General features: G+C 37.3%; 12 protein-coding genes. 5 read left to right on the top strand and 7 right to left on the bottom strand.

Annotated elements, in window-relative coordinates; genetic code table 11:
- The first annotated feature begins 148 nt into the window (after positions 1-148).
- Entirely contained in the window at positions 149-820 is a 672-nt protein-coding gene (locus J7E67_RS09595) for a phosphatase PAP2 family protein (protein WP_214712792.1), read from the top strand.
- Positions 821-914: 94 nt separating this feature from the next.
- On the top strand, positions 915-1,541 hold the full coding sequence (gene pssA / locus J7E67_RS09600) for a CDP-diacylglycerol--serine O-phosphatidyltransferase (protein ID WP_251026664.1): 627 nt from the start codon (positions 915-917) through the stop codon (positions 1,539-1,541).
- Positions 1,542-1,613: 72 nt separating this feature from the next.
- Here the strand turns inward: pssA and qoxD are convergent, their stop codons facing one another.
- Genes qoxD through qoxA form a run of 4 tightly spaced genes read right to left on the bottom strand, consistent with a single transcriptional unit; the run spans position 1,614 to position 5,455 of the window.
- Positions 1,614-1,907, bottom strand: coding sequence for a cytochrome aa3 quinol oxidase subunit IV (gene qoxD / locus J7E67_RS09605; RefSeq protein ID WP_168243207.1), 294 nt, complete (start codon positions 1,905-1,907; stop codon positions 1,614-1,616).
- On the bottom strand, positions 1,908-2,513 hold the full coding sequence (qoxC, locus tag J7E67_RS09610; protein WP_214712790.1) for a cytochrome aa3 quinol oxidase subunit III: 606 nt from the start codon (positions 2,511-2,513) through the stop codon (positions 1,908-1,910). It lies immediately after the preceding gene.
- The gene (gene qoxB / locus J7E67_RS09615) at positions 2,503-4,479 is read right to left on the bottom strand and encodes a cytochrome aa3 quinol oxidase subunit I (RefSeq protein ID WP_214712788.1); all 1,977 of its coding nucleotides are present in this window, start codon (positions 4,477-4,479) and stop codon (positions 2,503-2,505) included. The genes qoxC and qoxB overlap by 11 nt, the downstream gene beginning before the upstream one ends.
- The gene (gene qoxA, locus J7E67_RS09620; protein WP_214712786.1) at positions 4,469-5,455 is read right to left on the bottom strand and encodes a cytochrome aa3 quinol oxidase subunit II; all 987 of its coding nucleotides are present in this window, start codon (positions 5,453-5,455) and stop codon (positions 4,469-4,471) included. Before qoxA ends, qoxB begins: the two co-directional genes overlap by 11 nt.
- A 372-nt stretch (positions 5,456-5,827) precedes the next feature.
- On the opposite strand from qoxA, the gene J7E67_RS09625 reads away from it, so the two are divergent.
- Positions 5,828-6,130 carry a heme biosynthesis protein HemY gene (locus tag J7E67_RS09625; protein WP_088086841.1) on the top strand — a complete coding sequence of 101 codons (303 nt, stop codon included), beginning with the start codon at positions 5,828-5,830 and terminating at the stop codon, positions 6,128-6,130.
- A 62-nt stretch (positions 6,131-6,192) separates the two neighbouring features.
- Here the strand turns inward: J7E67_RS09625 and J7E67_RS09630 are convergent, their stop codons facing one another.
- Genes J7E67_RS09630 through J7E67_RS09640 form a run of 3 tightly spaced genes read right to left on the bottom strand, consistent with a single transcriptional unit; the run spans position 6,193 to position 7,157 of the window.
- Positions 6,193-6,615 carry an Hsp20/alpha crystallin family protein gene (locus J7E67_RS09630; RefSeq protein ID WP_214712784.1) on the bottom strand — a complete coding sequence of 141 codons (423 nt, stop codon included), beginning with the start codon at positions 6,613-6,615 and terminating at the stop codon, positions 6,193-6,195.
- Positions 6,616-6,627: 12 nt separating this feature from the next.
- Positions 6,628-6,870, bottom strand: coding sequence for a spore germination protein (locus J7E67_RS09635; protein ID WP_214712782.1), 243 nt, complete (start codon positions 6,868-6,870; stop codon positions 6,628-6,630).
- 20 nt (positions 6,871-6,890) lie between these two features.
- The gene (locus tag J7E67_RS09640; protein WP_168243214.1) at positions 6,891-7,157 is read right to left on the bottom strand and encodes a spore germination protein; all 267 of its coding nucleotides are present in this window, start codon (positions 7,155-7,157) and stop codon (positions 6,891-6,893) included.
- A gap of 218 nt (positions 7,158-7,375) precedes the next feature.
- Here J7E67_RS09640 and J7E67_RS09645 point away from each other — a divergent pair, with 218 nt between their 5' ends.
- Entirely contained in the window at positions 7,376-8,131 is a 756-nt protein-coding gene (locus tag J7E67_RS09645) for a Cof-type HAD-IIB family hydrolase (protein WP_214712780.1), read from the top strand.
- A 123-nt stretch (positions 8,132-8,254) separates the two neighbouring features.
- Entirely contained in the window at positions 8,255-8,455 is a 201-nt protein-coding gene (locus tag J7E67_RS09650) for a cold-shock protein (RefSeq protein WP_168243216.1), read from the top strand.
- Positions 8,456-8,586 lie beyond the last annotated feature (131 nt).

Consider the following 8,586-nt stretch of genomic DNA (forward strand, 5'->3'; position numbering starts at 1 on the left):
TGCCTTTTATTATTAATCCTAACTAAGAACATACATTTTTGAGATACTTTTCAAAGTCTCAGTGATAGTATAGACAGTAAAGGCTTAAACTAAGAGCACCTTATTATCGTACAATCACAATTCCAATTTGCCTGAGAGGTTTGAGTTGATGAATTTAAAAACGTATCTTGTTATTGCCTTTAGCATTAGTGCTGTTTCCATAATTGGATTTAGTTTGATATCCTTATTGATAAGTGATCAGAAAATCATCTATTTTGACCGTACAGTAATTGATATGGTCCAAGGGTCTGAAACATTGGTTCTTACAAATGTGATGAAATTTTTTACGTTTATTGGTTCTGCCCCTTTTGTCATTGTTCTTAGTCTTTTTCTGTTATTTTTTCTCTATAAAGTACTTCATCATCGCTTGGAATTAATATTGTTTGCTGCGGCAATCACGGGATCGGCGATATTAAATGATATCTTAAAGCAGTTTTTTCAAAGAGTCCGTCCTGATTTCCATCGTTTAATTGATATTGAAGGCTATAGTTTTCCAAGTGGACATGCGATGAATGCTTTTACGGTTTATGGTATTCTTTCGTTTTTATTATGGCGTCATATTCCAAGCAGGTTTGGCAGAGGTGTGTTAATCTCCGTAAGCATGGTAATGATTTTAGCAATCGGAATCAGCCGAATCTATTTAGGTGTCCATTATCCAAGCGATATAATCGGCGGCTATTTTGCAAGTGGGTTCTGGATTACAATGGCGATTTTGTTTTTTCAATATTACCAAGAGAAACGTTATAATAAGAAGAAACAACGAGAAAAGGGTATTGCATGATTATCTTAATTAGTATGGAGTGATACATATCATCAGAAACAGTATTCCTAATTTATTTACGATTTCTAATTTATTTTTTGGATTTTTATCAATTATGTATTCTGCGCAAGGGGATTACAAAAACGCAGCCATTTTAATTTTGATAGGGATGATGCTCGATAGCATGGATGGCCGAATTGCAAGAATGTTACGGGTGGATAGTGAATTGGGGAAAGAATTAGACTCTTTAGCGGATGTAGTTACCTTCGGGGTGGCCCCTGCAATGATGGCATATTATTCCTACTTTTCTGAATTTGGGGTAGCAGGCATGGCCATTTCTGGTCTATTTCCTTTATTCGGTGCCTATCGGTTAGCTCGGTTTAATATTAATGCAGTTAAATCATCCAATAAGTATTTTACTGGTGTCCCAATAACGGCCGCAGGGGGATTGTTAACACTTCTTACCTTGTTCCACGGGAAAATGCCAGCGATTATCCTTCCTTTTGCCTTTTTTATTCTGTGCTACTTGATGGTTAGTACCATTAAAATTCCTAGCCTAAAGGATATCCCGCTTCCAAAATACGGAATTATCGTCACACTATTTTTGGGATACGCCATATACCTTGTCTTTAAAAAAGAACAGCATCGCTTTCCGTACTTCATATACGTAGCAATACCGCTTTATATAGCTTTTATCGGCTACCAATTAGTTCGGAACAAAAGAAAAAATAGTCCAAAATAAAGAAGGGTGTCAGGCACAATGTGAAATTTTCACATGGTGCCTGACACCCTATTTTTATTTCTATTTCCTTACTTACATTCCAAACGACATGACCCAAATGGATCCAGCAACGGTTACGAAGGCAATGAAGAAGCCGTAGATGACGTTGATGATTTGGGATTTACCATCTTCTCCTTCGTTCATATGCATGAACATATATAATTGAAGGGCAGCTTGGATTACAGCTAAAGAGCCTATAATCCAAAGGATGGTTGTAAAGGGAAGAGAGGTTTTTAGTGCCACACCAAGTGCAGCAAAGGTTAGCACTAATGACATGATAAAACCTAACACGTGTGTAAGCGGAAACCCTTTTGTATTTTTAGCCATTTATGCCACCATCCTTGCTAAATACACAAATGTGAAAATAAAAATCCAGACAACATCTAAAAAGTGCCAATATAGACCGATAATAAATGTTTTACGGGCAGTAACAGGTGTTAAACCTCTTTTTAATATTTGAATAATCACCATGGTTGCCCAGCCGATACCCATGCTCACGTGCAGTCCATGTGTACCAAGTAAAACAAAGAAGCTAGATAGAAAAGCACTGGTTTGCATTGTTGCTCCTTCTTGCACATAATGGATGAACTCCGTTATCTCCATGAATACGAAGCCAGCACCAAGTAGAAGGGTAATAATGAACCATAATAATAGACCATTACGGTTATGGCGGCGCATCTCATAGATCGCAAGACCACAAGTAAAACTACTTGTTAAAAGAAGTATGGTTTCAATCATCACATCTTTTATTTCAAAAAGGTCCTTTGGTGTGGGACCACCTGCGTACCTCGCACTTAGAACAGAAAAGACGGCAAAGAGAGTTCCAAAGAGGACAATCTCAGCTCCTAAGAAAATCCAAAATCCTAGAATATTCATCCGGTTCTGTTCTGTTTGATATTCGAGCGGTAAGGCTGTATTTACATTAGCTGACATGGCTGTTCCCCCCTTTATCGACGTTACGCCATGCTTTTTCCGTTTCCTTTATTTCGTCAACAGTAACATGGAAGCCATCGTTATAATCGAACGAACGAATGATTAATCCAATAATTATTCCAACAGAGGCTACCAGAGCCGCAATTTTCCATTCAAAGACAAGGAAGAATCCGGCGATGCCAAAGATAACCCCCATATAGATTGGTAAGCCTGAATTACTTGGCATATGGATTTCTTTAATTTCGTCGTCTTTCAGGGTCAATCCTTCGTTATCCTTTTTCATATACCAGAAGGCATCAACAGATTTCACTTCAGGTAATTTCGCAAAGTTATAGAATGGAGGTGGTGAAGCAGTAGCCCATTCTAAGGTTCTTGCATCCCAAGGGTCGTTTGAAATATTACGGTCCGCATAGCGTGCACTCCAATAAATGTTATAGCAAAGAGCACCAAAGCCGATAGCTAAAATCACTGCGCCAATGGTAGATAACATGAATAATGGTGCATAGCCTGATTCAGCTGAATACGTGTATGAACGGCGGACAGCACCGTCTAAGCCTAGGAAGAACATCGGCATAAACGTTAAGTTAAATCCAATCGTAAAGAACCAGAAATGAATTTTACCGATTTTTTCATTTAGCATATGTCCGAACATTTTTGGCCACCAGTAATATAACCCGGCAAACACCGCAAACACAACACCAGGAATTAACACATAGTGGAAGTGAGCGACAAGGAATAGGGTATTGTGATATTGATAATCTGCAGCACCCATGGCAAGCATAACTCCAGTTACACCACCAATGATAAAGCAAGGAATGAACGCAAGCGCCCACAGCATCGCTGTTGTAAACTCGATTCGACCTTTTCTCATCGTGAATAACCAGTTAAACATTTTGACACCAGTTGGAATAGCAATCATCATCGTCGTAATGGAGAAAACAGAGTTGACTCCTGGTCCGGCCCCCATCGTAAAGAAGTGGTGAACCCAAACAAGCATACTTAAAAACGCAATTCCAACAATGGAGAATACCATTGATTTATAACCGAACAGCATTTTTCTAGAAAAGGTTGAAATAACCTCAGAGAACATCCCAAATGCTGGAAGAACCACGATATATACTTCAGGGTGACCCCATAACCAGAATAAGTTGGCCCACATCATATCCATACCGCCACCGCTTAAGGTGAAGAAGTGCGTTCCAAAGATCCGGTCAAAGGTCATCAAGGCAAGTGCGACAGTGAAAATTGGAAAGGAAGCCACAATAATAACCGATGCAATGAATGAAGTCCAAGTAAACATTGGCATTTTCATTAGTGTCATGCCTTTAGTTCTCATTTTTAATATAGTTACGATAAAATTAATTCCTGTCATTAACGTACCAATCCCAGCAATTTGCAGGGCAATAGCGTAATAGTTATTTCCGATCCCAGGAGTAAATTCTTTACCTGCAAGAGGGAAATAGGCTGTCCAGCCGGCATCCGGGGAACCGCCAATGACAAACGAAATATTAAACAACATAGCACCACTAAAGAACAACCAGAAGCTTAGAGCGTTAAGTTGAGGGAATGCCACGTCACGCGCGCCAATTTGCAGCGGAATCACCACGTTCATTAAACCAATTAATAATGGCATCGCCGCAAACAAAATCATGATCACACCGTGTGTGGTAAAAATTTCATTGTAATGCTGCGCATCTAAAAATTTCATCTCTGGACGAGAGGTTTGAGCCTTCATTAAAAGACCGTCTACGCCTCCCCGGAAAAACATCAGCACACCAGAAAGGATGTACATAATCCCAATCCGTTTATGATCAACGGTTGTCAACCATTCTCTCCAAAGCCATTTCCATTTCTTTAAATAGGTAACCCCTGCTACAATTCCTATCATTGTTAATAGAATAGCAATCTGAGAACCTAGTATTAATGGGTTGCCGACGATAAAAAAGTCATGCCAATTAATGCCCATTGTGCTCACCTCCATCTGATTTCTCGCCCATGTCCATACTTTCCATTCCATCCATGTCCATAGAATGACCATTTGTTTCTTTCTCTTTAAAAATCTTTCCTTTGACGCCATGTACTTCGTACAATTCAGGATTTGTATAAGTTTTAGAATTCATATCAGCATGATTTACCCATGCTAGATGAGTTCCCAGGAATGTTTCACGACCTAAGTGTGTAGGTTTTAGAAGTTGATTGTATTTCTTTTCTGTTAACTTTGGGGCAGTATCTTTGACATCCTTAACCCACTTTTCAAAGGCTTGCGGGGATTTCGCTTCAACTGTAAATTCCATATCAGCATATCCCTTGCCGTTAAAGTTTGTATTTTTACCTAGAAATTCTCCAGGTTTGTCTGCTGTGAGATACAACTCTGTCTCCATTTTGTTCATGGTATACTTTTGACCACCTAAAGCAGGAACCCAGAAGGATTGCATTGTACCAGCAGAGGTTAACTTAAACTGTACCGGAGTGCCAGCAGGAATATTCACATAGTTCACTGTCTCGATCCCTTGTTCTGGATAGCTAAAAATCCACTTCCAATCAGCTGATGTTACATTAATGGTAATAGGTTTTTTATTTTCATACCCGGCAGGTACTTTCTCTAATTTATAGATTGTTTTAACAGTAGGAACCGTTAAAGCAATGACAATCAGAATAGGAATGACAGTCCAAATAATCTCTAATTTTGTACTGCCGTGTTCTTCAGGCGGTTCGTAATCTGCATTTTCAGGTTTCGCACGATATTTCCAAATGATATATCCAAATAAACCGAATACAACGACAACCACTAACAGCATAAAAATAAGTGACCAGTTAATTAATTCTAGAATGTCACGTGCGGCAGGGCCTTTTGGATCAAAGACGACCATATTCGTACAGCCGCTTAAAAGTAAAGTTGGTACTAAAGCTAACAGTGGAATGATGTAGCTTTTTTTAAACATGAATATTTCTCCCTTCTAGAATGTTCATTTTTTGATATGATTATCGTGAATTCATTCACAAACAAAACCAGACTAATTCCTTCCTTCATTGTAATAGATGTAAAAATTTAAATTAATTATCATTTAATATTAATTAGTCTGTATGTATTTCCTAAAATCTATATTAACAACATTGCTGTGATGTTAATATAGGTTTTTAGATTAAATTGTGACAAATTTGTTAAGGATTTAAAATCCCTTACTAGGAAAAATTAGGTAAGTTAATTTTACAAAAAGTACATTTATGTCTTTTGTTGTTTCAAAGCTAAACATTGTATTTTGGATTAAAAGTGGGATAATATAAAGGAATTCATAGTTAGAGGAGAGCACAAAATGAAGGTAAAAGTTAATCGGAATGCAGCAAAAGCATTGAAGAAAATGATGGAACAAGAAGAGGCACAAGGGAAATTGTTTCGAGTATATGTGACAAGTATCCACGGGGACCACGCCCATTATGATTTAAAGCTTGATACACCAACAGAAAACGATGTAGTGGTTACAAGTGATAAAGAAATTGACTTTATTCTTGATAAAAATGATCCGACCTTAAATAATATCTGGATTCAATATTTCCAATTACCAAAAGAAGAATGGCTAATTACCAACCCAACAATGGGCGTACATCATCACCATTAATAAAACAAGAAAAAACGCTTGTGAGTTCACTGCGTTTTTTTTGTGAATATATTCTTTTCTTTCTATTGAAAATTATTCAACACACTTTTTCGAGGATAGGATATATGAAGTAGTCCATTATTAATTTGTGTTTGCATTAAATGAGCATAAGTTGGTTCTGGAAGTTCAATGACGCGTTCAAAATCACCATAGATTCGCTCTCTTTTCATTCCCATTTCAAATGGTAGAACCGGCTTTATTCTGCCATTAATTTTTAAATGTGTATTTGTGATTAAGTTAATTGAAAGATCTTCTTGATTTACTCCAGGTATTTCAAAAATAATAAAGTAATAATTTTCATTTAGATATATATCAAATTTTGGATTACATACCGCTTCTCTAAAAAATTCATCAGGATGTTTTTGCTTAAGTACGCTAGACCAAAAATTGCTCTCTCTATACTCATTTGTAATCTCTAGCCATTTTCTCATTTTTTCTATATCCATCTTACTACTCCTTTAAAGTTGATTGGCGATAGGCATAGAAGGGTTAGCTATTTGATCCTGATCACTAACATCTGGATCTAGATTGCCAGAGTTCATAAGAGAAGAAGCCGGTGAAAAATCACCCAAAGAAAAATTTGCTCCGACAAATTTACTATTAGCAGTATGGCTGTTATGCACAGTAGGACCTATATCAACATTTCCGTTTTGCGTAGCTCCATTAATCTTAAAATTTAAAATATTTATTTGAAATGGCATATCATATAACCCCTATAATGTTAGATTGGTGGTACAGGTTGAATGGGTTTATTTACATTGGCAACATCAGTAGTTCCAATTGAAGTTTGATCATTGACGTCAGGATCATTTAATAGGTTTTCCATCATTGCTTCAGTGGGTGAAGTATCTCCATATGAAGCATTAATTCCTTGTGATTTAGTATTGGAAGTGGGACTATTATGAGATGCTTCCCCTATAGTTATGGAACCATTACCCGAAATACTGTTAATTTTTAAATAATATAAATTGATTACAACCGATGGCATCTTTAAACACCTTTCTATCCTTTGGCTTATGGGTACTATATGCTAAAGTGTGCCTATTTGTTACTTAATGGTACTCCTGTATTATGATTGAATGTGGATTCGCAGGGTTCTTCTTTGTTTAACGTAAATGTATTATGTAAACTTAATAATTTGATTAGTTTTTAGTAATGGTGTTAATCTTATAATGGGAAAAGTTAGAAGGGAGAATGTTTATACATATGGATAATTTTATAAATGATGTTGAAATCAAATTAGTAGCACTTGATATGGATGGCACACTTTTAAATAATAAAGGCCAGATATCGGAAGCAAATCGCCAGGCAATCAGAGCTGCAAAGGACAAAGGGATTTTTGTCGTTCTAAGTACTGGACGTTCTGTGATTACTAGTCGAGAGCATGCTGATTCATTGGAGCTGAATTCATATTTGGTAACGGTAAATGGAAGTGAAATTTGGGATGAGAAACGGGAATTAGTGGAAAGGAATTTGGTCAAATCGGAGCTGGTTGAGTGGATGTGGGGGTTATCTCAACAGCATAACACAAAATTTTGGGCGATTAGTACCGAGCGTAATTGGCATAATGAAATGCCGGCTGACCTACATACACTGGAATGGATGAAATTTGGTTTTAATATCGATGATGACGCAACAAGAGCACTAATCTTTAATGAATTACAGGCTAAAGGTGAATTTGAATTAAGCAATTCAACCCTGAAGAACATTGAAGTAAATCCAGCTGGAATTAATAAAGCCAAGGGGCTTGGGATTGTTTGCAGCCGACTGGGATTGGAAATGAAAAATGTTATGGCCGTAGGAGATAGCCTTAATGATTTAGCGATGATCAAAGCTGCGGGTTTGGGTGTAGCAATGGGAAATGCTCAGGATACGGTAAAGGAGTCCGCTGACTGGGTAACAGCAACCAATGAAGAGGATGGAGTAGCGAAGGCAATCCGTAAATGGGTGCTGTCAAAATAAAATATGGACGATAAAATTTTTTAGGAATTAGTTTGGTATATGCAATCCATAAATGGGTAAAAATAATTAGGCAAGTCAATTTGCAATTTACATGTAATTGTTACATGCTAGGAGGCTACAAAAATGGAAAATGGTAAAGTAAAATGGTTTAACGGTGAAAAAGGTTTTGGATTCATTGAGCGTGAAGGTGGAGAAGATGTATTTGTTCACTTCTCAGCTATTCAAGGCGAAGGATACAAAACATTAGATGAAGGTCAAGAGGTTACGTTTGAAATTGAAAGTGGTCAACGTGGACCACAAGCAGTAAACGTCCGTAAAGCATAATGACCCGCCGATAAAACAGGCCCAAGCATTTGGGTCTGTTTTTTATTGGAAAAAGCGTTCTGTGTGAACAATGAATGAGCGTCCGATTTACAAAAAACCCTCTACATAAATGGAGGCCACTGAAAAACTTC

It is taken from the genome of Bacillus sp. ISL-46, from assembly GCF_018613205.1.

What these genes read in the sequence shown, in the direction of transcription:
- J7E67_RS09595 (WP_214712792.1), top strand. Translation starts at nt 149, where the DNA reads ATGAATTTAAAAACGTATCTTGTTATTGCCTTTAGCATTAGTGCTGTT.
- pssA (WP_251026664.1), top strand. Translation starts at nt 915, where the DNA reads ATGTATTCTGCGCAAGGGGATTACAAAAACGCAGCCATTTTAATTTTG.
- qoxD (WP_168243207.1), bottom strand. Translation starts at nt 1,907, where the DNA reads ATGGCTAAAAATACAAAAGGGTTTCCGCTTACACACGTGTTAGGTTTT.
- qoxC (WP_214712790.1), bottom strand. Translation starts at nt 2,513, where the DNA reads ATGTCAGCTAATGTAAATACAGCCTTACCGCTCGAATATCAAACAGAA.
- qoxB (WP_214712788.1), bottom strand. Translation starts at nt 4,479, where the DNA reads ATGGGCATTAATTGGCATGACTTTTTTATCGTCGGCAACCCATTAATA.
- qoxA (WP_214712786.1), bottom strand. Translation starts at nt 5,455, where the DNA reads ATGTTTAAAAAAAGCTACATCATTCCACTGTTAGCTTTAGTACCAACT.
- J7E67_RS09625 (WP_088086841.1), top strand. Translation starts at nt 5,828, where the DNA reads ATGAAGGTAAAAGTTAATCGGAATGCAGCAAAAGCATTGAAGAAAATG.
- J7E67_RS09630 (WP_214712784.1), bottom strand. Translation starts at nt 6,615, where the DNA reads ATGGATATAGAAAAAATGAGAAAATGGCTAGAGATTACAAATGAGTAT.
- J7E67_RS09635 (WP_214712782.1), bottom strand. Translation starts at nt 6,870, where the DNA reads ATGCCATTTCAAATAAATATTTTAAATTTTAAGATTAATGGAGCTACG.
- J7E67_RS09640 (WP_168243214.1), bottom strand. Translation starts at nt 7,157, where the DNA reads ATGCCATCGGTTGTAATCAATTTATATTATTTAAAAATTAACAGTATT.
- J7E67_RS09645 (WP_214712780.1), top strand. Translation starts at nt 7,376, where the DNA reads ATGGATAATTTTATAAATGATGTTGAAATCAAATTAGTAGCACTTGAT.
- J7E67_RS09650 (WP_168243216.1), top strand. Translation starts at nt 8,255, where the DNA reads ATGGAAAATGGTAAAGTAAAATGGTTTAACGGTGAAAAAGGTTTTGGA.